The organism is Mesorhizobium ciceri biovar biserrulae WSM1271 (assembly GCF_000185905.1).
In the GTDB taxonomy this organism is placed as follows: Bacteria; Pseudomonadota; Alphaproteobacteria; order Rhizobiales; family Rhizobiaceae; genus Mesorhizobium; species Mesorhizobium ciceri.
In genome coordinates, this window is the sequence record NC_014923.1 from 5579037 (window position 1) to 5605373 (window position 26337).

Sequence of the window (26337 nt, forward strand, 5' to 3'; positions counted from 1 at the left end):
GTTGTGCAAGCGGCTGCGGGCGGCCGACCAATTGCCGCCCTCACACGCCGCTCCTTCCCAAGCCCAACGGCCGCCTGTCAGAGAGCACTTGTTTGATGCACACCCGCTAGCGGCGGGCGTGATTAAATTCGAGAGGCTGCGCAGTCGGATAGGCAGACTAAGGTCGGCCGCCCGGTGCTGTTTTCGGTTCCATCCACCCGTTCTTCAGAATGTCGCGAAGCACGTTGCGGGTGTCTTCGCCCGCTGCCGTTGCGCCGCTCGCCCAAGCGATCGCCAGTGCCCCGAAAAAGATGTCGCGCCCGGTCATCGTCCGTCGTGCAAGCCCTTCGTCCTGTGCAGCCTTCAGGATTCGCTCCGTCGTCGCGATGACAGCATGGCAGGTCGGCGTCAGCGGGGATTCTACTCGGCAAGCCGCCCGTAACGGTTCAGGCAAGCCCTCATAAGCCAGCATCCAGTCGCCGAGAGCTTCAACCCAGAGTTCGAGTGCGCGGCCTGCATCGCTCTCCCCGGCTTCGATTTCAACGCGACGATGCTCGAGGCCTTCATAATGAAGAACTAACAGCGCAGCCAGCAGGGCGTCTTTGTTTGGAAAATGGCGGTAGAGCGTCCCTGCTCCCACGCCCGCCAGCTTCGCAATAGAATCCATCGAAACGTCAACACTATCGTTGCCGAACGCTTGTCGCGCCACCTCGAGAATGTGCGCCCGATTATGCTGCGCGTCCCTGCGCAGGGCTGACGCGACCGACAATTGCGACATACTGACCTTGAACCCTTGAATACCGGAGACACTCTCCGTATCTAAAAGCCGAATCGGAGAGAGTCTCCATATAGCCCCCGGTCGACTATTCTAGCAGGTCGGCATCAGCGAGCGAAACGAGGACACGATGATCAGGCAGATGATACCGGCATGCATCCGGGCAACGGGTACCGCAACCTGCCTGGCGCCTGGCGCGCGCCGTCAGCAGATGCCGCGAGCTATACGAGTTTCGAGGCGGGCTGCTCCGTCGGCAGCACCGCCCTGCGCGACCCTCTGGATGTCCGCTCAATACGGAATAGATCCGCGCACCATGCGCTGAGCTCATAATCACAATTATCTGGAAGGAAATCGGCATGAAGATCGGCATTATCGGCGCGGGAAATATCGGCACCACCCTTGCACGAAAGCTGTCAGCCGCCGGACACGCGGTGAAGCTGGCGGGCTCGAAGGGGCCTGAGGACATCGGCGAGAAAGCGACGGAGGTTGGTGCGATCCCGGTTGCCGCGCACGAAGCAGCCAGGGATGTCGAGGCGATCGTTCTATCGATCCCATTTGCGAAGATCCCCGATGTCGCCGGCCTCTTTGCCGATGTACCAGCCAACGTGGTCGTGATCGACACCTCCAATTATTATCCCATGCGCGACGGGAATATCGCGGAGGTTGACGATGGCAAGCCGGAAAGCGTGTGGTCCAGCGAACAACTCGGCCGGCCAGTGGTCAAGGCATTCAATGCAGTCCTCGCCCAAACGCTCGCAGAAAGTGGCGCAGCGGCCGGAATGACCAGACGCATCGCGATCCCCGTCGCAGGCGATGATGTGCATGCCAAAGCGATCGCACGCGAACTGGTGAACGAGACCGGTTTCGACGCACTTGATGCCGGCGATCTCGCGAATTCCTGGCGCCAGCAACCGGGCACGCCCGCCTACTGCACGGAACTGACGTTGCCTGATCTTCAGGATGCGCTGTCCACGGCGGAAAAGGCGCGCGCACCCGGAATGCGCGACGCGCTGATCAAGGGCTTCATCGAGGCGACGCCTCCCCTCCGCCACGAGCAGATCGTAGCCCGCAACCGTGAAGTCACCGCCCTCCGATGAGAAACTTCTCCGGTTCCGGTCCGAGGTGACCAATAAGACTGTCCAAGAATTCCTTCTGTTTGTCGGGAGCAACCTGAGGGACGACGATGACGAGGTAATTTGCGACAAAGGTGAAATCCCCCTTGAAATCCCCTTGAGGATGCGAGGCATCAGCTCCTGAGCGCGGCATGCTCCGCTGCTCAACCAGCGAGCCTGAGCCATAGCGCCTGACTGGCGGCAGGAGATTAGCCGCCGCCGCCCATGGTTACGGACATAAAGGCCCGGAAGGCCGCAGCCGCCGGTTCGATTGATCTGTCACGCGACCAGGCAAGGCCAACGTCCATAGTGGGGATGGGCTCGACAAGCCCGCGCACTTCGATGCGCTGCCCCTCCAAGGACCAGGGGCGGTAAACCATGTCGGACAGGACAGTGACCCCCATGCCGGCAGCCACGAGCGACCGCACGGCCTCGACCGAACTGGTGGTAAGGACGGCGCGGAGCGAAAGGCCCGCGGCATCCCAGTAACGGGCGGCCGTCGTGCGTGCCTCGTCCACCGTCAGCATGACATAATCTTCCGCCGCCACATCGGCGAGGCTGATCTCCTGCCGCGCGAGCAGATGATGATCAGCCGAAAGCCAGAGCCGGCGGTTCGACCGCATCAAGACCTCCTGCGCCAACTCCTTGGTGTGCTCCAGGTTCGACACCAGCATCACGGCCATGTCGATGTCCCCGCACATCAACCCGCTTTCGAGAGCGTCTCGGGGCAGTTCCAGCACCTCGACCTCGATCTCGGGATAGGTCTTTCGAAACCGCGCGTAGTGGCGCGACATGTAGTAGCCGACGACCGTGTAGGTCATGCCCAGCCGCAGCTTGCCCGCCAGGCCTTTCCTATCGCGCAACGGGCTTCGGACGGCGGCAGCGACGGCCCCGGTGATAACACGCGCATGTTCAAGAAACCGCGCGCCCTCCATCGTCAGTCTTACGCCAGCGTGGTTACGCTCCAAAAGCCGTACGCCCAGGTCAGCCTCAAGCGTCTTTATCGCCGCAGTGACCGCCGATTGCGAGATGTTGAGTTCCACCGCGGCATGACTGACCTGTCCGCTCTCGGCGGTCGCGATAAAATAATCCAGCTGTTTCAAGGTGATGGTCATGGTGCGCCCTGGCCCAGAACCATTATCTGTTTTTTTGATATGACAATCAATAAACTACTATTTCACAAATGCCCTCGCATGCGCAAAAAATGCTGCAACGCCGCAAAGACGGCAGCTTCGAGGGGTAACAATGCGATGGCGGTGACGCTAAACTGCGACATGGGCGAAAGCTTTGGCCTCTACAAGGTTGGCGATGATATGGGCATGATGCCCATCATCGACGTTGCCAATGTCGCCTGTGGTTTTCACGCTTCCGATCCGGATCACATGCACGCCGCCGTCCGCAGCGCCAAGGCGAGTGGCGTAAAGATCGGCGCCCATCCAGGCTTGCCCGACATTCAGGGTTTCGGCCGGCGCGAGATGCGGATGACCCGCGAAGAAGTCAGGAACACCATCATTTACCAGGTGGGAGCGCTTGCCGGCTTCCTCAAGGCCGAGGGTGTGGAACTCCACCACATCAAGCCGCATGGCAGCCTCTACTTCATGGCCATGCAGCAGGAGGCAATAGCCCATGGCGTGTGCGACGCGGCAGAGATTTTCGGCGTACCCCTCTTCGGCATGACGGGCACCCTGCATGAGAAGATCTATCAAGAGCGCGGTATCCCATTTGTCGCTGAGTTCTATGCCGATCTCGACTACGATGCCTCCGGCAAGCTGATCTTGACACGCGTTCATGACGCCAAGGACCCCGCAGAGATGGCCGAGCGGTGCGTACGCGCCATCAGGGAGGGCGAGGGCACGGCAGAGGACGGCAGTTTCTTCCCTGTACGCTGCGAAACCATCTGCGTGCATTCCGATACGCCGAACGCCATCGAAATAGCCCGGGCCGTGCGCACCGCAATCGCCCCCTGGCACTGAACTCGACCGAACCCGCCCGCGCGGGCGGTTCCAGATTAGTCTGTCCGCAGTTTTCCGGAGCTTTTTATGGCCCAGATTCTTTCACCTCTTCCCGGCACTTTTTATCGCAGCGCTTCGCCAGACCAGCCGCCATACAAGGCGGATGGCGACGCGGTGTCCGCCGGAGACGTAATCGGTCTCATCGAAGTGATGAAGTCGTTCCACGAAGTGAGGGCCGAGACGGCCGGTACGAACATCCGCTTCATTGCCGACAATGAGGATCCCATCATGGCCGGCGCACCTATTGCGGATCTCGACTGATGCTGAAAAAGCTTCTGGTTGCCAACCGGGGCGAGATAGCGGTCAGGATCATCCGGGCCGCGCAAGATCTGGGGATCGCCACCGTGGCGGTGTATTCGGCCGCAGACGCCGAGTCGCTCCACGTCCAGCTTGCGGATGAAGCGGTCAACATCGGCCCACCAGCTGCAAAGAAGTCCTATCTCAATGTCGAAGCAATTCTGAAGGCTGCCCGCGACACCGGTTGCGACAGTGTTCATCCAGGCTATGGGTTCCTTGCCGAGAATGCCGCGTTTTCCGACGCGGTCACAGGCGCTGCATTGGTCTTCGTCGGCCCGTCGGGAGATGCGATCCGGATGATGGGAGACAAGGTCTCGGCGCGATCGGCCGCTGCCGCTGCAGGTGTCCCCGTCGTGCCAGGCTCGGCTGGCCGGGTCGAGGGCCTCGAGGCTGGCCACGAGGTGCTGACCGCAACCGGTTTTCCGGTGATGATCAAGGCGGCGGCAGGCGGCGGCGGGCGGGGCATCCGCATCGCGAACTCGCTTGCCGAGTTCGAACAAGCCTTTCCTCAGGCCGAAGCAGAAGCCCTCGCCGCCTTTGGCGATGGTGGTCTCTACATGGAAAAGGTGATCGGCAAGGCCCGCCATATCGAGGTGCAGGTGCTGGCAGACGGAAGCGATGCCATCCACTGCTACGAGCGGGAGTGCTCGCTGCAGCGGCGACGCCAGAAGGTTTGGGAGGAGGCGCCGTCGCGCGCACTTTCAGACAGGCTGCGCGAAGAGCTCTGCGCTTCAGCGGTCGCCTTGGCCAAGGCGGTCAAATACTCTGGTGCCGGCACGGTAGAGTATCTTTACGACGATGAAGCAGACCGCTTTTACTTCATCGAGATGAACACCCGTATCCAGGTCGAGCACCCGGTCACCGAAGCGATCACCGGCATCGACCTCGTTGCGGAGATGCTTCGCATCGCCGGCGGCGAGAAGCTGCGGATCCGGCAAAGCGATGTCTCCGTCAAAGGGCATGCGATCGAAGTCCGGCTCAATGCCGAAGACCCGGCGAAGGAGTTCGCTCCATTCCCCGGGCAGGTGGCCGAGCTTCGCATTCCCGGCGGTCCGGGCGTACGCTTCGATTCGATGCTCTATCAAGGCTATCAGGTGCCGCCCTTTTATGACTCGCTGCTTGCCAAGCTGATCGTGCATGCAGAGACGCGCGAGGCGGCGATAGTGCGCCTGATCCGCGCGCTCAACGAGTTGAAGATCGGCGGGCTCAAGACCACCAAGCCGCTGTTTCTTGCGCTGGCCGCCGATCCGGCGATGCGGGCGGGAGACGTGCATACCCGCTGGCTGGAAGGCTGGCTCATCGAAAACGCCGCAGCATTGGCGGGTTAAGGAGGACCGATGTCGATACGATTCAACTTCGGCGGTGACGAACATATCTTCGGCGAGGTGTCCGAAGAAATGTCGCTCACCTCCTTCTTTACCGGCCTTTCGATGACCAATGCGGTGCGTACGGCAGGCATCCGAGGCGTCACCGAGATCTGCCCAGCCAACGCCAGCTTCCAGATTCGCTTCAACCCCGACATCGTCAAGCCGCAGGATTTGCTCAGCGAACTGAAGTCGATGGAAGAGGCGGCCTCGAAGTCGGACCCGGTGCTGAAGACCCGGATCATCGAACTGCCGGTTTATTTCCAGGATCCATGGACGCGTGAAACCTGCCTGCGCTTCCGCGAGCGCCATCAGGACCCCTCCTCCACCGATCTTGAATATTCGGCACGCATCAACGGCTACGCCACGGTGGAAGAGTTTATCGAGGCCTATTCCGGCCAGCCCTGGTTCGTATCGATGGTCGGCTTCGTCGCCGGACTGCCCTTCCTGTACCAGATGGTTGAGCGCAAGAAACAGATTCAGGCGCCGAAATACTTGCGTCCACGCACCGACACTCCCAAGCTCACCATTGGCCATGGCGGCTGCTTTGCAGCGATCTATTCGGTACGCGGCGCTGGCGGCTACCAGATGTATGGCATAACCCCGGCCCCGATCTACGACCCGACCAGGAAGGTGCGCTACCTCGCCGATGACATGTGCCTGTTCAAGCCAGGCGATATCGTCAAGTTCAAGGCCATTGGCCGCGATGACTACGACGCCACGCTTGAGGAAATCGAAGCCAATCGGTGGCAGCCGACGGTTCGCGAGTGCACCTTCAGCCTGAAGGATTTCAACAGCGACATTTACGGCACCAATGCAAAGCTGATGGAGCTTATCAATGGCCGTTAAGGTAATCTCTCCCGGCCTCTCCACTTCCGTGCAGGACCTTGGCCGACCCGGCCACTATCATGTCGGCATTCCAGAAGGCGGCGGCATGGACCGCTTTGCGACACGCATCGCAAACCTGCTTGTCGGCAACGATCCGGGTGCCGCGGTGCTCGAAGCCACTTTCATGGGTCCCGAACTCGAATTCACCCAATCCGCGGTCGTCGCCGTCACAGGTGGAGAGCTCCCACCCAAACTCAATGGCGAGGAACGGTCGACGTGGGAAAGTTTTCCGGTGAAGGCCGGTGACCGGCTTTCCTTCGGCTTCCTCAAGGGCGGCGCGCGCGCTTATCTGGCCGTCTCCGGCGGCATCGACGTACCCGTGGTTCTCGGTTCGCGCTCGACCTACATTCTGGGCGCACTCGGCGGCCATCAGGGCCGCACGCTGAAGGCGGGCGATGAGCTTCCCCTCGGCGAAAGTTCCGGCAAAGCCGGTCTTTCACTGCCTGCAAATCTGCGCCGCGCGCGCAATAGCCCGGCGGAACTCAGAATGCTTCCCGGCATATACTGGCATCGGATCACTGAGGCTGCCGGCAATCGGTTCTTTGAGGAAACCTGGAAGGTCGCGCCCGAAGCCGACCGCATCGGCTATCGCTTCCGCGGCGGAACGCCGCTGGAATTCGTCGAGCGCGAGCAGCCTTTCGGTGCGGGCTCCGACCCCTCGAACATCGTCGATGCCTGCTATCCCTACGGATCTGTCCAAGTGCCGAGTGGCACGGAGCCGATCGTTCTTCACCGGGACGCGGTTTCGGGTGGCGGGTACATGATGCTGGGCGTGGTGATATCGGCCGACATGGACCTTATCGCCCAGCTCCAGCCGCACACCCCGGCGCGCTTCGTCCCGGTGACGCTGGAAGACGCGCTTGCCGCGCGAACCGAACAGCGCGCCGCGCTGGCGCGTGCTGAAGGGCATCTGGCCGGCTGACGTCAGCCGGGAATGCCGGCGGAGGAGCCGGAGGCGAGGAGATCGGCCGGCCAAAACCGACCGCGCGTGGCGGAAGACAAAATCCGGTGCGCGAAACGACAAGACGACGCCGGGCAACGGCGTGAATTTGGCACCCGAGCAGTCCGCTAGAGACCGCCGGAACCGACAGGGGAAGACATTTGCAACGTGGCTGGCCGCAAGGCCGGATGCTTCGCGCCTTTCCGTCGGTAGAAAGAAGGAAAGGGCCATGAGTCATCTGAGCGCGGAGAACGTCTCGGTATCGTTTGCGGGGCTGAAGGCCCTGTCATCGGTAGACCTCCAAATTACGCCCGGCCGCATCAGTGGCCTCATCGGCCCGAATGGCGCTGGCAAGACCACGCTCGTCAACGTGCTGACCGGCTTCCAGGCACCGACGGAAGGCACCATCAAGCTCGACGGGGAAGCACTCACGGGTCTCAAGCCGCATCAGGTCCGGCGGCGCGGCATCGCCCGCACCTTCCAGGGTGGGCGGCTCTTCCGCGACCTGCCTGTGCTGGACAATTTGGAAGTGACCGGCGTTGGCCTGGGAATGAGCCGGCGCGCTGCCATCGCCGAAGCGGAAGCGATGCTCGACTGGATAGGCATCGGTGCGCTGGGTACCCGCATCGCCGGAACGTTGCCATACACGGACGAGCGCCGCGTCGCCATTGGCCGCGCCCTGATGGGACGGCCCGCATACATCCTGCTCGACGAGCCCGCGGCTGGCATGAGCGCACTGGAGGCGCGGGAGCTTTCCGCCCTGATAAGACACATCGCCAGCGATCTCGGCTGTGGTGTCCTGCTCATCGAGCACAATGTCGGGCTGGTGCTCGGCCTTTGCCAGCATATCGTCGTGCTCGATTCCGGAGCGATCATCGAGGAAGGACCGCCTGCCGCGATCCGCGACAGCGAGAAGGTGCGCCACGCCTATATGGGCACGGCCGCGAACACCGACCTGCCTGTGCTGGAGGCGATGGAATGAGCCTGCTCGCCCTTTCCGACATCACCATCCGCTACAGCCGTCTCACGGCGGTCCGCAATGTCTCCTTCTCCATGGACGAGGGAGAAATCCTGTTCATCACCGGCCCGAACGGAGCCGGGAAGTCTTCGCTGCTGCGCGCGATCGCCGGTGTTACGCCGGTGGCGGGCGGCCGGATCGACCTTGCAGGTCATGAGATCACCGGCCAGGCGCCGGAGAACATCGCCCGGCTCGGATTCTCCATGGTGCCGGAGGGGCGCGATGTCTTCGGCTCGCTGACGACCGAAGAGAACCTTCTGGTCGGAACCGGCATGCATGCCCGCGAACGCGGCTGGCGCAGCCGAGCGGCCGACGAACTCGAAGCCGTCTACGCAACCTTCCCGATGCTGAAAGAGAGGCGGCACGGGCAGGCGGGATTGCTGTCCGGCGGGCAGCAGCAAATGCTGGTCATCGGCCGCGCGCTGATGACCAATCCGCGGCTTGTAGCCATCGACGAGCCTTCACTGGGCCTCGCCCCCAACATCAACGACCAGGTCTACGAGCGGCTGATCGCGCTGCGTGCGCAGCGCCAGCTCACGCTCCTGATCGTTGAGCAGAGCTCGGCCCGGGCGATGATGGTGGGCGGGCGGATGATCCTGATGCGTGGCGGACAGATCGTGCTCGATGGCGACGCGCGGACGCTCGGCAATGGCGAGGCGATCCAGGCTGCCTATTTCGGCTACGAGGACAATTGAGATGCTTCAGATCCTGTTCGACGCACTCTCGCTTGGTTCGCTCTATGCGCTCGGGGCGCTCGGCATTGCCCTCATCTTCGGCGTCATGCGGCTCGTGAACTTCGCGCATGGCGACGTCATCGCCTTCTGCGTCTTCGCCCTGTTATGGCCGTCTACGGACGCAATGGCCATCGTCTTCGCCGGCCAATTGCCGTGGTACCTGCTGTTGCCATTCGTGCTCCTCTGCGGGGCCGGGCTGTCGGTGCTGTGCGAAATCGTCGTCTTCAGGCGGTTCCGTCAGGCAAATCCGGCAACCATGATGATCGCCTCCTTCGCGCTCGGTTTCGTCATTCGCTACTTCCTGCTCATGCTTTTCTCCAGTCGGCCGAAATCGATCTCGCTGCTGCCCGAACTGTCCCAGCCGGTGGAGATCCTTGGTGCCAGGCTTCCCCTCCTCCAGCTCATAACGATCGTGGCCACGATGGTCATCCTGATCGGCCTGACACTGTTCCTGCGTCAAACCCGCTTCGGCCTGGAGATGCGGGCGGCGGCCGAGAACTTCTCGATGGCCCGAATGCTGGGTGTGCGTGCGAACCGGGTTATCATGGGCGCGTTCGCCCTCTCCGGCGCGTTGGCCGCCGCCATTGCACTGATCTTTGGCGCCCAGACAGGCACGCTGGACATCCAGATGGGCGCCTCGATCATGTTGATGGCCTTCATCGCCACCGTCATTGGCGGCCTCGGCAGCCTCGGGGGAGCCGTGCTCGCCGGCTTCCTGCTGGGTGCCGCCTCGGTGATCATGCAAGTCATGCTGCCCATCGACGCCCGGCCATTCCGCGATGCCTTTGTCTATGGAGCGGTCATCCTCGTCCTCCTCTTCCGCCCACAGGGTCTTATTGCCGCGCGCGGCACCAAGGAAAGGATCTGATTTCATGGGTGTCGCCGCCTCCCTCACCAACTCTACCGCTGCCGGTGCCCCGGCTGCCGAGCGAAAGCCCGCCCGCTTCGCGCTTGCCCGCCGCACAATCCTGACACCGGTCCTGCTTTCTCTGCTGCTGCTGGCCATCGCGCTGATCACGGTGATGACCGGATCGCGGCCCTTCAACCAGACGGTGATCGACGTATTCGTCCGTGTCATCCTCGTCGTGGGCCTATACATCTTTATCGGGAATTCGGGCGTTCTCAGCTTCGGGCATATCGGCTTCACCTGCCTTGGCGCCTACGCGGCCGCGTGGCTCACCATCAATCCGATGATGAAACGCGGTTCGCTGCCGGGACTGCCCGAATGGCTGCTGGCGACCCGATTGCCGTACTGGCAATCGGCTACGCTGGCAGCATTGTTCGCCGCCCTCGCCGCTCTCATCTTCGGGCGGGTGCTGATGCGATTATCGGGCATCGCGGCTTCGATCGCGACCTTCGCGATGCTCGCCATGATCAACACAATTTATTCCAACTGGGAGAGCGTGACCGGAGCGACCTCATCGGTCGTCGGCATTCCGATCGTACGCGTGATCTGGCCGTATCTCATCGGCGCCGTGGTCGCGATCTTCATCGCCTGGGCGCACGCGATCTCCCGGTCCGGCCTGGCCCTTCGTGCTGCCCGCGACGAGCCCACCGCCGCCGCGGCTTCCGGTATCGACATTCCCAGGGAAAGATTGGTGGCATTCGTCATATCAGGCGCGGTGATGGGGCTGGGCGGTGCGCTCATGGCTCATTCCATCGGCGTGGTCACACCCGACACATTCTATCTCGGTCTCACCTTCATCACCCTTTCCATGCTCGTTGTCGGCGGCATGGGCAGCCTGTCGGGGGGTGTGGTGGGTGTCGTCCTGCTGTCCGCCCTCATCCAGGCGCTGCGCTGGCTGGAGGCAGGCGTATCGCTCGGCGAGTCCACTTTCGCCCTCCCGAAAGGGGTTCAGGAAATAGCCCTCGGCGTCATCATGATCGTGATCCTCGCGCTTCGCCCATCCGGACTCATGGGCAACCGCGAGATCACCTTACCCCGCAGCAGTCGCAACAAGTGACCGGCGGCACAAGCCCGACCGGAAAACAAAAAGGAGACGTGCATGACATACAAAATGAGAATTGTCGCAACCGCTCTGGCCTCGATGTCCATCGCATACCCGGCCCTGGCCGATGACAAGACCATCGTCATCGGCTTCGCCACTGCGGAGTCGGGCTTCATGGAAGCCTATGACAAGCCTGCGCAGGAGGCGGCCTTGATCCGCATCGACGAGATCAATGCGGCTGGCGGTCTGCTTGGAAAGCAGATCAAGGTCGTCAAGGCCGACACCAAGTCCGACCGGGCCGAAGGCGCCAAGGCGGGCCTCTCCGTGCTCGACCAGGGCGCGGATCTCGTGGTCGTCTCGTGCGACTACGACTTCGGATCGCCGGCTGCGCTCGCGGCCGAGGACGCGGGCCGTATCTCCTTCTTCCTGTGCGCGGAATCGGTCAAGGCCGGTATCCAGGGTGTCGGCCCGCACAGCTTCTCCGCGTCGGTGCTGGCGCCCGTGCAGGGCGCGACCATGGCCGAGTGGGCATTCAAGGAAAAAGGCGCAAAGGACTTCTACCGTCTGCTCGATACCTGGACGGCCTACAACAAGGGCATCTGCGACGGCTTCGACTGGATGATGCCGAAGCTCGAAGCCCAAGGCGCGAAGCTTGTCGGTGAAGACACCTTCAAGAACGAGGACGCCTCCATCGCCGCGCAGATCACTCGCATCAAGTCTCTGCCGAAGGAGCCGGATGCGATCATGCTTTGCACAATGATGCCGGGCGCTGTCTCGGCCATCAAGCAGCTTCGTGCCGCGGGCATCAACTCCATGATCCTGAATGGCTCGGGCGTCGACGGTAGCTATTGGCTATCCGCTGTGCCCGATCTGACGAACTTCTACGTCCCCGTTCAGGGATCGATCTATGGCGACGATCCCAATCCGGAAGTGCTGAAGTTCAATGCCACCTACAAGGCGAAGACAGGCGCCGATCCCTCGAGCCAGTATGTCTTTCCGGGTTACGTCATGGTCGACGTCTGGGCCAAGGCGGTGGAGCGTGCAGGCACGACCGATGCCGACGCCGTCGTCGCGGAACTGGAGAAGATGAAGAACGAGCCGACGCTGTTCGGGCCTCGTACCTTCACGCCGGAACTGCATCACCAGAACCAGACGCGGTACCTGATCGTCGAGACCAAGGCCGGCAAGCCGGGTGTTGTAGGCAACTGGACGATTTCCGAGCCGGTACCGATGGAAGCCTTGCTCAAGTAAGAAGATGGGCCGGGTAAGCCCGGCCCTTTCATCTTTTGAGGATCTTGCCTTTGGACAAAAAACGAGGGCGGCCCGCTTGGACCGCCCTCGTCGCCCGATGAATTCAGATTTTCGCTACCCTCGCGCTTTGCGGTAGGAATCCTTGAGCGCTATGAGCTCCCCCGAGAAAGCGAAGATATCGCAGCCGTCGACTTCGATTTGCTGCCCCGCTGCCGTGGTGCCGACGAAGCGCCATGATGAAAGCCCGGTGTCGCCCGTCACGACGTGCCGTCCCCTGGTCCACGCGGCCTTCGGGAAAGCATCGAACAGCGCTGCATAGGCGGCGCGCACGGCGTCACGCCCCATATGCTTGCGCCCTTCGGCATCGGGTCCAGCCGAGCCGTGGAAAGCGCAATTCTCAGCCATGCAGTCCATCAGCGCGCCCACGTCGCGGGCGTTCCAGGCTGCGAGGAACCGGTCGAGCACGGCGAGCCGCCTGGCTGCGAGGTCGCCGGCCTCAACGACCTCGACCTCCAGGAAGGCCAGCGGCGCATCGCCGGCATTGATGACGTTATGGGCCACACCCGTCCGCCGCGAATAGGGCACCCCTTGGGTGAGAGCGGCTTGCGCCTGCGCGCCGTCCGGACCTTCGAGACCGAGCTTGCCGTCCGTAAGCGGCACGATGACGTAGTCATGTCCGTGGATGTGCCAGCCGGTCTCGGCCCCGGTGGCAAAGCGCCATTCGGTGACCCGAAAGCGTTCGTCGTCGATATGGACGACCGGTTCGGCTTTCATGCGGGTCATTCGAGTCCCTCCTTGGCAACCGCACCGGTCAGGCGCTCAAGCGTCCGGCCCATGCGCGTCATGATTTCTTTCACATCGTCTTCTGTCGAGATCATCGGCGGGCAGAGCGCGAGCTGATCGCCGATGGCGCGGAAGATGAGGCCTTCCTCGTGGCCGATCCCTGCTGCGATACCCCCTGCGCGCCCAACCTTGGCGAAGGGGCGTTTCGTCGCCTTGTCTGCCACCAGCTCAACGGCGCCGATAAGACCGGTGCCCCGCGCTTCGCCGACAAGCGGGTGATCGGCAAATGAGCGGATGCCGGCCTGGAACGACGTCTCGAGGCGGGCCGCGTTTCCGATCAGGTCCCGCTCCTCGAAGATGGCCAGGTTTTCGAGACCCACTGCCGTCGCGACCGGATGACCTGACGCCGTGAAGCCGTGGCCGAAATTGCCAATCGTGGCGGTGTTGTCGGCGATCGCCTGATAGATCGCATCGGAGAAAATGACGGCGGCAAGCGGCATATAAGACGACGTGATTTGCTTGGAGACCGTCATGATATCAGGCGTGAAGCCGTATTTCTGAGCGCCGAAGGGCGTACCAAGCCGCCCGAAACCACAGATCACCTCGTCCGCTACTAGAATGATATCATGAGCCCGGCAGATTTTCTCCACGCCTTCCCAGTACCCGACCGGCGGTGGCAGAACGCCGCCGGCTGCCATGAGCGGCTCTCCTATGAAGGCTGCGATGGTGTCGGCCCCTTCTTCCGCGATCACCGCTTCCAGCTCGGCGAGCAGGCGCGCCGTGAAGGCGGCTTCGTCTTCGCCTGCCATGCCGAAGCGATAGAAGTGCGGGCAGGTCAGGTGGCGAACGGGAATGGCCGGCAGATCGAAGTCGCGATGGTTGACCGGCAAGCCTGTCAGGCTGCCGGAGGCGACGGTGATGCCGTGATAGCCCTTGGTCCGTGCCAGGAATTTCTTCTTTTTTGGCCGGCCCAGCGCGTTGTTCATGAACCACATCATCTTGACGATGGTGTCGTTGGCTTCCGAGCCCGACGACGTGAAGAAGACACGCGTCAGGTTTTCCGGCGTCATCTCCACGAGTTTCTCCGCGAGCCGGATGGATGGCTCATGCGCCTTGGAGGAGAAGGTGTGGTAGTAGGGCAGCTTCAGCATTTGCTGATAGGCAGCGTCGGCCAACCGCTTTTCCGAAAAGCCGACGCCCACCGACCAGAGCCCGGCCAGCCCTTCGATGTATTCCTTGCCGCGTTCGTCATACACACGGATGCCGTCGCCGCGGCTGATGATCAGCGGCCCGGTTTCTTCGTGCTGACGCAGGTTGGTGTAGGGGTGCATGGTGGTGGCGATGTCGGCGGCGGCGAGAGAGTTGGAAAGCGCATCCATGGAAGTCCTCAGCGGCTTGGAGAAATGGTTCGGGCAGTGAGTTCGAGATAGTCCTCGAGTCCCTTGCGTGGAGCTTTCACGATTCGGGAGAATGAATCATGGCAGGCCGTTGGAATGAGTGTCGATGATCCGCCGCATCAGCGCGGCGACGTCGCGCGCATTCGGCGGATCGGAGTGGATGCAGACGGTGTCGAAGTCGACCGGGCGGATCGTGCCGTCTGTCGTGACGAGTTCGCGTCGGGTAAGCGCTCCCACCATGCGGTGCTCGGCAAGCGTCAGGTCGATGGCCGACTGGACGCGCGGGATGATCAGGCTGCCGCCGGGAGCGTAGGCAAGATCGGGAAAGAACTCGCCCACGAAGGCAACGCCGAGTTCGGCTGCCGCCGTCTCGTGACAGGTTCCCGCCATGCCGAAGAGAGGGACGCCGAACGGCTTGACCGCCGCGGCAATTGCCAGGGCAGTGTCGACGTCGTGCGCGGCCATGCCGTAAATGATGCCATGCGGCTTGACATGGCTGAGTTGCCCGCCCTCGGCGGCCAGCATCCCTGTCAGAGCACCGATTTGGTAGAGGAAGGCAGCTGTCAGTTCCTCCGGCTGAAGTCTCATTTCGCGCCGGCCGAACCCCTCACGATCGGGAAGGGAGGGATGCGCGCCGACCCGCTTGCCATGCGAAAGGGCGAGCCGCACGGTCTTCAGCATCGTCCATGGATCGGAGGCGTGGAAGCCGCAGGCGATGTTGGCGCAATCGATATGAGGCATGATGCCGGCATCGTCACCGAAGCGCCAGTTGCCGTAGCTTTCGCCCATGTCGCAGTTCAGGGTGACCATGGTTTACTTGCCTCAGCCCAGAGTGTTCAACGCCCAGCCGGGGGCGACGTGCGGGAATTCCGGCGGTGGTTCGCGCTCATGCAGCAGTCGAAGCACGCGTGGCGGCGTCAGTGGCAGCTGCCGTACCGGCTTGCCGATGGCGCGTGCCACAGCGCAGCCGATTGCCGCGCCCACTGCCAGGATCGGGACCTCGCCCGCACCCTTGGTGCCTAGAGGCCCCATCGACGGCGCGCCCTCGTAAAGGTCGGCGGCGACCGGAACCACATCCTGCGCCAGCGGCAGGCGATAAGTCTCGAAATCGTCCTGCGCGATGCGTCCGTCGGCGGTGAGCGTCACCTCCTCGTGCAACGCATAGCCGAGCCCCTGTACCACGCCGCCCTGTATCTGGCCCAGGATGGCGCGCGGGTTGAGCGCGCGGCCGACATCTTGAACTACGCGATAGGCCAGCACCTCGACATGGCCGGTGTCCGGATCAACCGCCACCTCGGCCTCGTGAACGACGAAGACGGGAATGTCGAGCGCATCGATGAAATGCCCCATCGCGCAGCCGGACATTGCCGGAGTGTTCCTGGCGGCAAAGGCCCCGCTTCCGGTGATCGGGCCAGTGGTTGCCTGTGCATGGGCGACGACAGCGGGGATCGACATGCCGGAACCGGGACGTCCCGTGATCTCGACACGACCGTCCCGCAGCACCAGGTCTTCCGGTCGGGTCTGGAGCATCTCGCCGGCGGTCCGAAGCAGCTTCTCCCGCACCTCCGCGCAGGCGGCGATGCTCGCGGCACCAATGGACACGGTGGTGCGCCCACCGCCAACGCCGACATCGAGACCGGCGGCATCCGTATCGGCTTCGCGCACGATCACCTGGTCGGGAGCAAGCCCGAGCTGCCCAGCCACGATCTGCGGCAGGGATTGCACCATCGTGCCGGATCCGATCTCCACACCCGAGGTGACCAGCGTTGCGCTGCCGTCGGCGTTCAAATTCACCGTCGCCGCCGAAGGCCCGACGAAAACGAACCATGTGCCGACCGTGGTCGCAATTCCATAGAGCCTGCTGTCGGCCTTGGCCTCTGATGTACCGGTGCTGGCGCGCAGTGTCTCCATGCGATCGAGCATCGGACCCAGCACGTCGGCCTCGAAAACCTGCCCCGTGGCACCGAGATCGCCATCTCCCAGGACATTTTTCTTCCGGAACTCCATTGGGTCGAAGCCTAGCGCATCGCAGATTTCGTCGGTGTGTCGCTCCAACGCGAAGGTGTTGTAGACGCCGTTGCAAGCTCGGAAAGCGCCGTTGGGTGGTGTGTTGGTGTATACGGCGCGGCTGACGAGCCGCGTTGCGCCAACCCTGTAATTGCCGCCCAGCGTGTGCGCCGTCATCGTTGTCAGGAAAACCTGTTCGCCGCCATACGCGCCGCAGTCCATCAGCACGACCGCCTCGCGTCCGGCGATGTATCCTTCGGCAGTGACAGCGGACCGGATGCGGATTTCCGCATTCTCGCGGCAGAGGCAAGTTGCCATCTCTTCCTGCCGGGTGTTTTCCAGGACCACCGTGCGCCCGGTCATCCGCGCCAGAAGTGCCGTGATCGGCTCGATGGACGCATCGAATTTCAGGCCGAACCCGCCTCCGACAGGCGGCACGGTGACCCGCACACGCCCGGGCGCAAGCTGCATGACCCTTCCGGTGACGTTGCGAACTGTCCAAGGCACCTGCGTCGAGGTCTGGATGTGAGCCCGGCCGTCCTCCCAGGAGCCGATGGCAACGCGCGGTTCGAAAGGCACATGGCTCTGCCGGCCGACGGTAAAGCTGCTCTCGACTATGCGTATGTCGGGACGGGCGAAGGCCGCATCGACGTCGCCGCGGCTGGATTTTGCCTCCCATGCGATGTTGCCGGCACGTGCGCCGCCCTCGGTGATCACCTCATAGCCGCGCCAGCCCTCGTGGACGAGACGGGCTGCGGGCTGGAGCGCTTCGGCCATGGTGGACACCGGTGCCAGCGGCTCGATCTCAAGCACGATGGCGGCAAGCGCCGCCCGCGCCTGCTTCTCCGTTTCGGCGGCAACGACGGCGATTGGCTCGCCATGATAGCGGATGGTGTCGATGGCCAGGAGCGGATGGTCGGCAATGCCGATGCCGTAGAGGCCTGGCGCGTCGGCGCCGGTCGCCACCGCGCGCACGCCAGGACAGCGAAGTGCCGCCGAAAGGTCGAGCTTGCGGATACGCCCCGCGGAAACGGTCGACCGCAGCAGCACGGCATGCAACATGTCGGGGCGAACCCGGTCGTTGGTGTATTTCGTCCGCCCGCGCAGCTTGTCCTGCGCATCGCGGCGGGGAAGATTCATCACGGTGGCGGACAGCTCAGACATGGAGGCCTCCCACCGACTGGCCAGCCTTCCGCGCTTGGTCAAGGCAGTCGGCCACGGCGTCGACGATCCGCTCATATCCGGTGCAGCGGCAGATGTTGCCGACCATCGCGGCCTTGATTTCGGGACGGCTCGCATGCGGATTGTCACGCACGAACGCCGAAAGGCTCATAACTATTCCCGGACAACACATGCCGCATTGCACGGCATCGGCGGCCTCTAGATTGGCCTGGAGCGGATGCAGCGCCTGGTTTCCGGAACTCAATCCCTCGATGGTCGTGACCGCGCATCCCTGGACCAGGCCAATCGGCTTCAGGCAGGACGGCACCGCTTCGTCGTCGACATGCACCGTGCAGGCGCCGCAGAAGCCTTCGCGGCACACGGCTTTGGTCCCCGTCAGGAATCGTTCCCGCCGCAAGATGTCGACGAGCGGCGTCATCGGATCGCCGTGAAAGCTGCAGTCCTCGCCATTCAGCTGGAATGTCACAACCATGCCAGGCCCTCGGTCTTGAGAAGTGCGGCAACACCGCGCTTGACCAGCGGCGGAAGAACCTGGCGCCGGTACCAACCCTCCGCTTCCCTGCCGTCGCGGCCCTGAAAATCATTGTGCTCCAGTGCAAGCCCGGCAGCGCGCTCCGGATCGAGCGCGGAGGCCTGGCTTGCCCTCATCGCCTGTTCGAGCGCCGTCCAGCGCCGCGCTACCGGCTCCACCGAGCCGACGGCGATGCGACATCGTTTGTCCTTGTCCACCGCAAGCGAGACGACGGCGACCGGATAGTCGCCAGCCTTCCGAAGCGGCAGGCGGATATGCGCGCTTGCGACAAGGTCGCGGCGCAGATGAATTCTCGTCACAATCGCCTCTGCCAGCAGCGCATGCCTGTCTTTGAGGAAATCCGAAATACCGATGAGTTTTGGGCCTTCGAACGTCTCCAGCTCCACCGTCGCCTCACAGACGAGAAGCGCAGGGGCGAGATCGGCGGCGGCAAAGTCGAGGGCACAAATGTTGCCGCCCACGGTGGCGACCCTTCGGATACCGGGATTGGCCGCGTTCTCCGCCGCGGCAACCAGACCTTCGAAGCCCGCTGCCCCATGCAACGCGCGGCCAAGGACTGCGTGGGTAACAGCTGCACCTATCACGACATGGTCCGAGTCGATTTCGACCTTGGACAAGGCCGGTATTCGGTCGAGTGCGACCACAGCGTCGGGAAGGTCGACCCCGCGTTGGGGATCACGCATCATCCAGGTGCCGCCTGCAAGCACCACCGCGCCCTGCCGGCGTGCGGCCATTGCCTCTTCAAGTGTGCTGGCCGCGGTGAACGATCGTCCCACGCCTGGTGCCATCTGTCATACCCCTCGGAGCAGCCAACCTTCGCGGCGCTGCGACATTGTTGCTCCAGCTTTAGGTTCCTGTGAAATAGTAATTCTTTGAATATGGTATCGAAAAAACAGATAACTCTGGCATCCCGCGAGCGCCCGCAAGATTGCGGCGCGCTCGCTGGCGCTCAAACCCAGTGGGTGACGGTCCGTTTCTCAAAACTCTCCCGGAACTGGGCGGTGGTTTTGGGAAGTAGTTCGCCAGTCTCCCAGTCGAGGATCACGGCATAGTGCCGAACCGCATCGAGCGTATCGATCTCGCCGGAGCGATATTTGCGCGCGACCTCCTCGGGATCCATGCGTGCCCAGCCCTTCCGTTTCGCCCGGATGTCGGCACGGCAGGCTTCGGTCGCCATCTCGTCGATTTCGTACTGGCACAGGTCGCGGTCGATTTCGCGGATCACCACACCGTAGTCAGTCCTGGCACGCTCCAGGGAAACGTAGTCGTCGATCACGTCCTCCATCACCTTGCGGGGCTCGCGCTGCAGTGGATCGCCGAAACCACCGCCGCCGGCCGTCGGACGAGCGAACTGGTCGCCTGTGTGGACGGAGTAATCGGAGAATACGGAGCCGAGCCAGATCTCGGTCTCTTCTCCGGCGCGCTTCATGGTCAAGCCGTGGGGCATCGACGGCAGGCCTCCTTCGACACCCCAGACGACAGCACGCTCGCGGTCGCAAATATAGGACATGACGGCATTTTCAGCCTCAAGCAGCAATGAGGTCTTCTGCACGCCGACGCCGCCCCGCCACTTGCCGGGCCCGGCTGAATCCTGCTTGATCTGGAACTCGAGCGTCCGAGTGGGATTGACCCGCTCGTTGCCTTCGTTCGGCTGCGACATCAGCCCGGTTCCGAAGCAGGCGGTTGTGACATCGGCACCATCCTTGCCGTTGCGCCCGCCCCAGCCGCCAGGCAGCCATTCGTAAAACATGAAGATCGGCTTTTCGGGTTTGCGCGCATCCCGTCCCCCGGCCAGCAGATATTCGAGGTTGAAGGCGCAGGCGATAGCGCGTTCGGGCATGATCTTCGACCACATCTCGAAGATCGCGTTCATGATCTTTTCAAACGGCATCAGGAACCCGGTCACCGCCACCGGCCATTCCGCGCTGACGATGCTATTCTTCGGCGCGGTCACCTCGATCATCCGGTAAAACCCGCTGTTGAGCGGGAGGTCCGGAAAGAAGGTTTTCATGCCGGCGACCACGGCCGAGAAGGTTGCGCCCGGTGCGGAATTATACATCGAGGCAATGGTCGAGTGGCTTCCCGTAAAATCGTAGTGGATCGTGTCGCCCTTGATCGTCATCTTGATGCGGATCGGGATCATGCCCTCGCCGGCACCGAGATCCCGGTCGATGTAGTCGACCGTCTCCCAGGTGCCGTCGGGCAGCTCCGCCAGACGCTTTCGCACGGCACGTTCGACGTAGTCCTGAACCTCCTCCATACCGCGCATGACCTGGCCGCGTCCGTACTTCTTGACCAGCCGCAGCAGTTCGCGCTCGGCCGCCTGCGTCGCTTGCGCCTGGGAATGGATGTCGCCAATGATCGATGCGGGATCGCGCGTGTTGGCCGCGATCATGTTGGCAACATCGGAGCAGAAGCGGCCGCGCTGGAAAAGGCGCAGCGGCGTTATCCGCAGCCCTTCGCGGAACATGTCGCGGGCGGTGACGTCGAAGGAGCCCGGCACCGAGCCGCCGAGATCCGACCAGTGTCCGTTCGACTGGGAGAAGCCGATCAGTTTGTCTTCATCGAAGATCGGCCGGACGAGCCGAACGTCGCTGAAATGCGTACCGCCGGCATAAGGATCGTTGATTGCGTAGACATCGCCGGGTGCCATATCGCCTTCGAAGACCCGGATCACTTCCTTACACGTGTTGTGCAATGTGCCGACATGGACCGCGATGTCGTAGTTGCCCTGGGCGACGGAGTTGCCATCGGCGTCGTGCAGGGCATTCGAAAAGTCTCGGTTGTAGATGACGAAGGAATAGCAGGTGCGAAGCATCTGTTCGGCCATCTGGTCGACGGTGGTGATGAAGGAGTTCTTCAGCACCTCGAACGTTACCGGATCGAGGCCAGGGCTCGTTTCAATCAGCTTTGTCATGTTTCAGCCTTTCGTCACGATGAGAATGTTCAGGAAGCCATCGACGGTCGCGCTCATTCCCGGCGGAACCACGGTGGTGGAATCGAACTGTTCGACGATGGCGGGTCCCGCAAAGGCAGCGCCGGCGCTGAGTTGATCGCGTTCATAGACAGCCGCATCATGAGATACGCCGTCGAACCAGACGCCGCGGCGGCCGAGCGGCTCGGGCACATGAGGCAAGACTCCGTGTCGCGGTATCTCGGCTTTCGGGACGATGCCGATCGCCTTGACCGCGATGCGGAAGATCGATACCGGCGCGTCTTCGCGGCGGTAGTTGAACTCGCGTTCGTGTTCGTTGTGGAATGCCTCGATCAGCGGGCAGATGCTCTCGATGCGCGCCGGGGCTGACACCGCGAGCGAGCGCCACTGGCCCTGGTACATCATCTCGACCGTGCGCTGCAGCGCCATGTCTTCCTGCGCCACGCCCTCATGGCCCAGACGCTCAACCGCCTGTTTTTCCATCAGAACAAAGGCTGCCTGCATCTCGGCGGGCGAGACAGTCGAAGCATCGGCCATGAAGCTTTCGGAGAAATCGTGCTGCACGTCGACGAGAAGGCAACCGAGCGCGGAGGTAACGCCGGGATTGGGCGGTACGATCACGGTTGGAATCGAAAGCTCCTTGGCCACAGCCGCTCCGTGCAAAGCGCCAGCACCGCCGAATGCGACCAGCGCAAAGTCGCGCGGGTCGTAGCCTCGGCTGATGGAGAGAAGCCGGACGGCATTGCCCATATTGGCGTTGGCGACGGCGATGATCGCCTCGGCCGCCTGGTGGAGTTCCATGCCGAAGGGTTCCGCCACCGTCTCCTGAACCGCCTCGGCGGCCAGAGCGGGGTCGAGCGTGATCTTGCCGCCCGCAAGGCTGGTGCCGAGACGGCCGAGCACCACATTGGCATCGGTGTTGGTGGCAATGCGGTTGCCATTCTTGTAGCAGGCCGGACCTGGAAAGGCGCCAGCGGACTGCGGTCCGTTGCGCAAGCTGCCGCCCTCGTCCTGCCATGCCAACGACCCGCCGCCCGCACCGATGGTCAATACCTCGATGGAGGGGAAGCGGATCGGATATCCGAATTCGATGTACCAGTCCTTTGTGATGCGCGACTCCCCGTTCCAGGCCAGCGAGACGTCGGTGCTGGTGCCGCCCATGTCGAAGCCGATCGAGTTCGGGTAGCCACAGAGATTTCCGATGAAGCGGCTTGCGATCGCTCCGGCGGCGATGCCGGATCCCGCGAGCCGGGCTGAGAAATCCTTGACGCTCGCGGGCGTCATGACCCCGCCACCGCTGTGCAGCAACAGGAGATCTCGCTTGTATCCGGCGTCGGCAAGCTTTTCTCCGAGACGCGACACGTAGTCGACGACGACCGGGGCGCAGACGGCGTTCGCCATGGTGGTGGAAAAACGTTCGTGCTCGAAGATTTCCGGCATCACCTCCGAGGAGATCGAGACCGGCAGATCCGGCATTGCCTCCTTCAGGATCTCACGCATGCGGCGCTCGTTGGCGCCGTTGACATAGGAGTTCATGAAGCAGACGGCGATGGACTTGACCTGCCGTTTCTTGAGAATCTCCGCGACACGGCGCGCGGCCTCTTCGTCCAACGCTTCCAGGATCGTGCCCTCGGCACTGACCCGTTCCCGGACGGTCAGCCGGTCGCGGCGCGGGATATAGGGCTTGGCGACATCTTTGTAGGTGTCCCAGAGATCTTCCTTGTTGGCGCGACGGATCTCTACAACGTCACGAAAACCCTCGCTGCAGACCATTGCGGTGCGCGGCAGACGGCGGGTGATCAGCGCATTGGTGGCGACCGTCGTACCATGAGAGAACATCGTTACCTCCGAAAGATCGATGCGCCCCTGCTCCACGCCATTCATGATGGCCTGCATGGGATCGTCAGGCGTGGAGGCGGTTTTTTCGATGCGGATCGCTCCATTGTCTTCGTCCATGATGCAGATGTCGGTGAAAGTCCCTCCGACGTCGACGGCAACTCTGATTCGGCTCATGACAGTTCCTTCGCTAGGTCTTGCGGGCAAAGCCCCGCCTTCGTCGCCCCTTGCCGGGGAGACGTTGCATGAATGGTGGAATTGGCCCGGATTTCGTCGGGACTAGTGGCGCTCTCGCGAGGCCGAAGAGCCGCCCGCCCGGTTCGCTGCTTCGCGACGGGTATCCGTCGGTGCGCAGCCGAACCGCGTCCGGTAGTGCTTGCAGAACTGGGACTGGTCGGCGAAGCCCCAGCGGTAAGCAATCTCGGCTACGCTGCTGATGTTGGTCACCGACATCAGCTCCTCGGCGCAAAGTTCAAGCCGGGCGTCGCGGATGAAGCCGTTGATCGACTGGTTGCTGTCCTGAAAAAGGACCTGCAGGTAACGCAGGGAGATGCCGCAGGCATCAGCCACCGCCTGCGGGCCGAGGTCGGAATTCTTCAGATTGTCGCGAATATACTGCTCGGCACGATGCAAATGGCCGGCCCGGATCGACGAGATGCTGCTGTCCAGCACGCGATCGTCGCTCACGATCGACAGGCACAGCATTTCCAGGATGTGCCTGCCCATCATCTCACGAGCGACTTCAGTGATCTCATCGAGATGGCCGATCGTGGTTCGCACCGTGTCGAGGAAGAGCGCGGCGATGCCTTGGGTCGCGTCGAAACTGAGCGCACTGAGCCGTTCGGCGGATCCGATCCGTGCCCGAACGCTCGATGATGGTACCTTGAGGACCCACAGCGCGTTTGGCTTGCCGTGCCAGAATTCGTAAGGCGCATCTCCCCGCTCGACGAGAAAGCCCCCCGGCCTGCAATTGACGGTTCTCGACCCTTGCGAGAAATTCACCTCCGACATCTCCGGGATCGTGATGAGCAGGCTGGCGTCACGCTCGTTGAGGAAGTGGCGGCGGTGGCGACGATAGCTTACGGCATCGCAGCGCATTTTAGACACGCTGACGAGCCCAAGCGAGAAGGTTTCCAGCGTGCCTGAAAATTCGCGACGGTTCCGATACTCGGTGTCGAGCGGAAAATAGGCTTCGGTAACAGCGGCTTGCCAGGCATCACCGCCTGCGGGACCGCCGATCGTATCGACGACGTATTTCATTCCCCGACCTTTCTGGTTGACCCGGTTGTCCCGGTGTTGTTCCGAAGATTACAGGAATTCACCGGCGCGTATTGGTCAAAAACGAATAAACTTATGCGGTCGGCCCAGGACCGGAGCTCGCGACGGTTGCAGTTGTCGTCACGATCAGTGTGCAGCTGATCAAACCAGCCTTGGCGCGCAAACCGCCAGCCGATTTGGAACCATGCATTCTGTTCGCACACTCATTCAGGAAAAGTTGTCGGCTTCCAGATGTGGGCGGAAATGATGTCCTGCAGTTCCGTGCGCACCGCACGGAAGAGTGGCAGCAGCGTGTAGCGGCGGGAAGCGACAATGTCCGCCTCGTCCTCAATCGAGAGCACCGTCGATCTCGGTTCCTTCGGACCAGTCGATAGATCGGCGACCGAAGCTCGCCTCTTCCACTTCGCAACCGTCTTCCGGTTGATCCCGTAGCGCTTGGCCAGCCCCCTCAGGCTCTCTTGACTATGCTGTATCGCTCGACGGACCGCCTCTGTCGTTTTGGCGCTCCCATGCAGAACTTGGCCCATAGCGCATCCTTTGATTCGGGAGACAAGGATGCTCCATAAGGCCCGGGATCAAACATCTAGGATGATCAGATCCAGCACCAAAGAAACGGAGGGGCTGTCGGCAGGGAACATGCAGACCATGAGCGACTGGTTGTCGGCTTGTCTCCGACTGCTCTGCGTCAGAATCGCCTCAAAAGCGAAGTCGCTTGGCTAATCCGTCATTTCTGGCGAAAGGCGGAGTGGAACGACACAACCAGCGGGCCCAGAATGTAGTCGAGCGCGGTGCGTTCCTCGGTGACGATCATGACTGACGCTGGCATGCCCGGATAAAGCGCAATCTGTGGGGCTGCTGCCAATTCCACCGGATCGACCGCTACGTCGGCAAGATAGTAGGGAAACCCAGTCTTGCTGTCGGTAATGCGATCCGCCGAAATGCGGGAGACGCGGCCATGAATTATGGGTATTGAGCGCTGCTTGTAGGATGTGAAACGAACTTCGGCAGCCATATCGGGTCGCAGGTTCGATATGTCCTCGACGCGAATCTGGGCCTGGACGATCAGCGAATTTTCGGTCGGCACGATATCGAGGATGGTCTGGCCCGGCGAAACGATCGCGCCTATCGAGAAGACGCTGAGATCTATCACCTGGCCGTCATACGGCGCGCGCACCTCGGCTCGGTCCATGGCAGCCTGGGCGGCAAACATCTTGGGCACGAGGTCGGAAAGGCTCGATTGCGTATCGATCAGCATGGCCGACAGCTTGGCTCGGCGCTCATTTGTCAATTGTGCGATCTGGCTTTCGAGTTCGGCTTTGCTCTGTTGGCTGCCGCCGATCGCGCCGAGGTTCTCATCGATCAGGCCCTGCAGATCCGAGGCGGATCTTTCCAGCTCCAGGATGCGTGGGCGGGTCGTCAATCCGGCCTTGAGCAGCTTCGACAGGCTGGCCTTCTCGTTGATCGTCGATTGCAACTGGGCATGGTAAGATTCGACCCGAGACTGCTTGCCCTGGATCTGCTCCTCGAGTTCGGCAATGCGCCGCTCGAGGATCTGCCTGGCGCCGGCCATCGAGGCGCGTTGGCTTTCCAGATCGGCGATCTGGTTTGCCATTGCATCCCTAAGGTAGTCTTCGTGCTCTTTGAGAATGTCCTTGGGAAAGGCAACAACCTCGCTGCCGTCCAGTTCGGCTCGGATCCTGGCATCGGTTGCGCGCAACAGCGCATATTGCTGGGCATAAAGATTGAACTCGGACCGAATCCTGGTGTCGTCCAGCTTCAGCATTATGTCGCCCTTCCTGACGACGTCGCCATCCTTGACGCGGATCTCCTTCACCGTACCGCCGTCGAAGTGCTGTACGCTTTTGCGATTGCCATCCACCTTGACGATGGCGTCGGCAAGCACGGCGCCGTTCAGCGGGGCAAAGGCCGCCCAGCCGCCAAAGATGCCAAAGAAAGCAACGATGATCAGCAGACCTATATAGGCCGGCACCCGGATCGAATCCGGGGCCAGAATACCGGCGTCGCCAGGCAGGCTCCGGTAGGTAAGGGCGCCGTCGCTCATCGCTCT

Annotated in this window: 23 protein-coding genes and 1 pseudogene; 11 read left to right on the forward strand and 13 right to left on the reverse strand. The window is 62.4% G+C overall.

Features of this window, described 5'->3' with window-relative positions:
- Positions 1 to 157: 157 nt before the first annotated feature.
- The gene (locus tag MESCI_RS27025) at positions 158 to 757 is read right to left on the reverse strand and encodes a TetR/AcrR family transcriptional regulator (RefSeq protein WP_013533147.1); all 600 of its coding nucleotides are present in this window, start codon (positions 755 to 757) and stop codon (positions 158 to 160) included.
- Positions 758 to 1110: 353 nt separating this feature from the next.
- Here MESCI_RS27025 and MESCI_RS27030 point away from each other — a divergent pair, with 353 nt between their 5' ends.
- Positions 1111 to 1851, forward strand: a complete 741-nt coding sequence (locus MESCI_RS27030) for an NADPH-dependent F420 reductase (RefSeq protein WP_013533148.1) — start codon at positions 1111 to 1113, stop codon at positions 1849 to 1851.
- Positions 1852 to 2075: 224 nt separating this feature from the next.
- On the opposite strand, the gene MESCI_RS27035 is transcribed toward MESCI_RS27030, so the two are convergent.
- Entirely contained in the window at positions 2076 to 2981 is a 906-nt protein-coding gene (locus MESCI_RS27035; RefSeq protein ID WP_013533150.1) for a LysR family transcriptional regulator, read from the reverse strand.
- A gap of 135 nt (positions 2982 to 3116) precedes the next feature.
- Here MESCI_RS27035 and MESCI_RS27040 point away from each other — a divergent pair, with 135 nt between their 5' ends.
- The 10 genes from MESCI_RS27040 (at position 3117) to MESCI_RS27085 (ending at position 12319) form a co-directional block, all read left to right on the forward strand.
- On the forward strand, positions 3117 to 3839 hold the full coding sequence (locus tag MESCI_RS27040) for a LamB/YcsF family protein (protein WP_013533151.1): 723 nt from the start codon (positions 3117 to 3119) through the stop codon (positions 3837 to 3839).
- A gap of 66 nt (positions 3840 to 3905) precedes the next feature.
- Positions 3906 to 4139: an acetyl-CoA carboxylase gene (locus MESCI_RS27045; RefSeq protein WP_013533152.1), complete on the forward strand. Its 234-nt coding sequence runs from the start codon at positions 3906 to 3908 to the stop codon at positions 4137 to 4139.
- Positions 4139 to 5503: an acetyl-CoA carboxylase biotin carboxylase subunit gene (locus MESCI_RS27050; protein WP_013533153.1), complete on the forward strand. Its 1365-nt coding sequence runs from the start codon at positions 4139 to 4141 to the stop codon at positions 5501 to 5503. Before MESCI_RS27045 ends, MESCI_RS27050 begins: the two co-directional genes overlap by 1 nt.
- Positions 5504 to 5512: 9 nt before the next feature.
- Positions 5513 to 6388: a 5-oxoprolinase subunit B family protein gene (locus MESCI_RS27055; RefSeq protein ID WP_013533154.1), complete on the forward strand. Its 876-nt coding sequence runs from the start codon at positions 5513 to 5515 to the stop codon at positions 6386 to 6388.
- Positions 6378 to 7349: a 5-oxoprolinase subunit C family protein gene (locus MESCI_RS27060; protein WP_013533155.1), complete on the forward strand. Its 972-nt coding sequence runs from the start codon at positions 6378 to 6380 to the stop codon at positions 7347 to 7349. Before MESCI_RS27055 ends, MESCI_RS27060 begins: the two co-directional genes overlap by 11 nt.
- A 247-nt stretch (positions 7350 to 7596) precedes the next feature.
- The gene (locus MESCI_RS27065; RefSeq protein WP_013533156.1) at positions 7597 to 8349 is read left to right on the forward strand and encodes an ABC transporter ATP-binding protein; all 753 of its coding nucleotides are present in this window, start codon (positions 7597 to 7599) and stop codon (positions 8347 to 8349) included.
- The gene (locus MESCI_RS27070) at positions 8346 to 9080 is read left to right on the forward strand and encodes an ABC transporter ATP-binding protein (protein ID WP_013533157.1); all 735 of its coding nucleotides are present in this window, start codon (positions 8346 to 8348) and stop codon (positions 9078 to 9080) included. The genes MESCI_RS27065 and MESCI_RS27070 overlap by 4 nt, the downstream gene beginning before the upstream one ends.
- 1 nt (position 9081) lies before the next feature.
- Positions 9082 to 9987: a branched-chain amino acid ABC transporter permease gene (locus MESCI_RS27075; RefSeq protein ID WP_013533158.1), complete on the forward strand. Its 906-nt coding sequence runs from the start codon at positions 9082 to 9084 to the stop codon at positions 9985 to 9987.
- Positions 9988 to 9991: 4 nt separating this feature from the next.
- Positions 9992 to 11083, forward strand: coding sequence for a branched-chain amino acid ABC transporter permease (locus tag MESCI_RS27080; RefSeq protein ID WP_013533159.1), 1092 nt, complete (start codon positions 9992 to 9994; stop codon positions 11081 to 11083).
- 42 nt (positions 11084 to 11125) lie between these two features.
- A complete protein-coding gene (locus MESCI_RS27085; RefSeq protein ID WP_013533160.1) occupies positions 11126 to 12319 on the forward strand; it encodes an ABC transporter substrate-binding protein in 1194 nt (397 codons plus the stop codon).
- Between the two features lie 114 nt (positions 12320 to 12433).
- Here MESCI_RS27085 and MESCI_RS33105 read toward each other — a convergent pair whose 3' ends face one another.
- The 11 genes and pseudogenes from MESCI_RS33105 to MESCI_RS27140 all read right to left on the reverse strand — a co-directional run bounded on the left by MESCI_RS33105 (position 12434) and on the right by MESCI_RS27140 (position 26331).
- Complete coding sequence (locus MESCI_RS33105; RefSeq protein ID WP_013533161.1) at positions 12434 to 13102, reverse strand: nuclear transport factor 2 family protein; 669 nt, start codon at positions 13100 to 13102, stop codon at positions 12434 to 12436.
- Complete coding sequence (locus tag MESCI_RS27095; protein ID WP_013533162.1) at positions 13099 to 14481, reverse strand: aspartate aminotransferase family protein; 1383 nt, start codon at positions 14479 to 14481, stop codon at positions 13099 to 13101. The genes MESCI_RS33105 and MESCI_RS27095 overlap by 4 nt, the downstream gene beginning before the upstream one ends.
- A 96-nt stretch (positions 14482 to 14577) precedes the next feature.
- A complete protein-coding gene (locus tag MESCI_RS27100) occupies positions 14578 to 15309 on the reverse strand; it encodes a LamB/YcsF family protein (RefSeq protein ID WP_013533163.1) in 732 nt (243 codons plus the stop codon).
- A 12-nt stretch (positions 15310 to 15321) separates the two neighbouring features.
- Positions 15322 to 17670, reverse strand: a complete 2349-nt coding sequence (locus tag MESCI_RS27105) for a xanthine dehydrogenase family protein molybdopterin-binding subunit (RefSeq protein ID WP_013533164.1) — start codon at positions 17668 to 17670, stop codon at positions 15322 to 15324.
- Entirely contained in the window at positions 17663 to 18160 is a 498-nt protein-coding gene (locus tag MESCI_RS27110; RefSeq protein WP_013533165.1) for a (2Fe-2S)-binding protein, read from the reverse strand. Before MESCI_RS27110 ends, MESCI_RS27105 begins: the two co-directional genes overlap by 8 nt.
- Positions 18151 to 19008 (reverse strand): FAD binding domain-containing protein, encoded by an 858-nt coding sequence (locus MESCI_RS27115; RefSeq protein WP_013533166.1) that lies wholly within the window; start codon positions 19006 to 19008, stop codon positions 18151 to 18153. The genes MESCI_RS27110 and MESCI_RS27115 overlap by 10 nt, the downstream gene beginning before the upstream one ends.
- 161 nt (positions 19009 to 19169) lie before the next feature.
- The gene (locus MESCI_RS27120; protein ID WP_013533167.1) at positions 19170 to 21137 is read right to left on the reverse strand and encodes a hydantoinase B/oxoprolinase family protein; all 1968 of its coding nucleotides are present in this window, start codon (positions 21135 to 21137) and stop codon (positions 19170 to 19172) included.
- 3 nt (positions 21138 to 21140) lie between these two features.
- Positions 21141 to 23168, reverse strand: coding sequence for a hydantoinase/oxoprolinase family protein (locus MESCI_RS27125; protein ID WP_013533168.1), 2028 nt, complete (start codon positions 23166 to 23168; stop codon positions 21141 to 21143).
- A gap of 102 nt (positions 23169 to 23270) precedes the next feature.
- On the reverse strand, positions 23271 to 24251 hold the full coding sequence (locus MESCI_RS27130) for an AraC-like ligand-binding domain-containing protein (RefSeq protein ID WP_013533169.1): 981 nt from the start codon (positions 24249 to 24251) through the stop codon (positions 23271 to 23273).
- A gap of 296 nt (positions 24252 to 24547) precedes the next feature.
- A pseudogene (locus tag MESCI_RS27135) lies at positions 24548 to 24796 on the reverse strand (IS481 family transposase); the annotation flags it as partial.
- A 197-nt stretch (positions 24797 to 24993) separates the two neighbouring features.
- Positions 24994 to 26331, reverse strand: a complete 1338-nt coding sequence (locus tag MESCI_RS27140; protein ID WP_013533171.1) for an HlyD family type I secretion periplasmic adaptor subunit — start codon at positions 26329 to 26331, stop codon at positions 24994 to 24996.
- Between the last annotated feature and the right edge of the window lie 6 nt (positions 26332 to 26337).